The following is a 437-nucleotide window of genomic DNA, read 5'->3' as shown; positions in this document are numbered from 1 at the left end:
GTGCCCATAGGCACCATGGCGCACGAATACCTGCAGACCTACCAGGCGCTGGGCGTGCGCCTGCGCGACTTTCAGAAAGCCGCGCTCGAAGACTGGGTGCAGGAGTACCGCGGCGACCTCGGCATCGCCCTGACCGACACCGTCGGCATGGACGCCTTTCTCGCCGACTTCGACCTGTACTTCGCCAAGCTGTTCGACGGCCTGCGCCACGACTCGGGCGACCCCTACGCCTGGGGCGAGAAGGCCCTGGCGCACTACGAGAAACTGCGCATCGACCCGCACACCAAGCGCCTGGTGTTCTCCGACGGGCTCGACGTGCCGCGCGCGCTGCGCCTCTACCACCACTTCGGCGACCGCACGCAGCTGGGCTGCGGCATCGGCACGCAGCTGTCCAACGACATGGGATTGAGCCCGCTGAACATCGTCATGAAGCTCAC

General features: G+C 66.6%; 1 pseudogene. It reads left to right on the top strand.

The features are described from left to right. Nucleotides 1–437 (top strand): annotated as a pseudogene (locus QZH66_RS18460) (nicotinate phosphoribosyltransferase); the annotation flags it as partial.

The sequence above is a fragment of the Stenotrophomonas sp. YIM B06876 genome, from assembly GCF_030711595.1.
Taxonomy (GTDB): Bacteria; Pseudomonadota; Gammaproteobacteria; order Xanthomonadales; family Xanthomonadaceae; genus Stenotrophomonas.
Note: the sequence above shows the minus strand (reverse complement) of the source record. Positions and strands in the feature narration are given on the sequence as shown.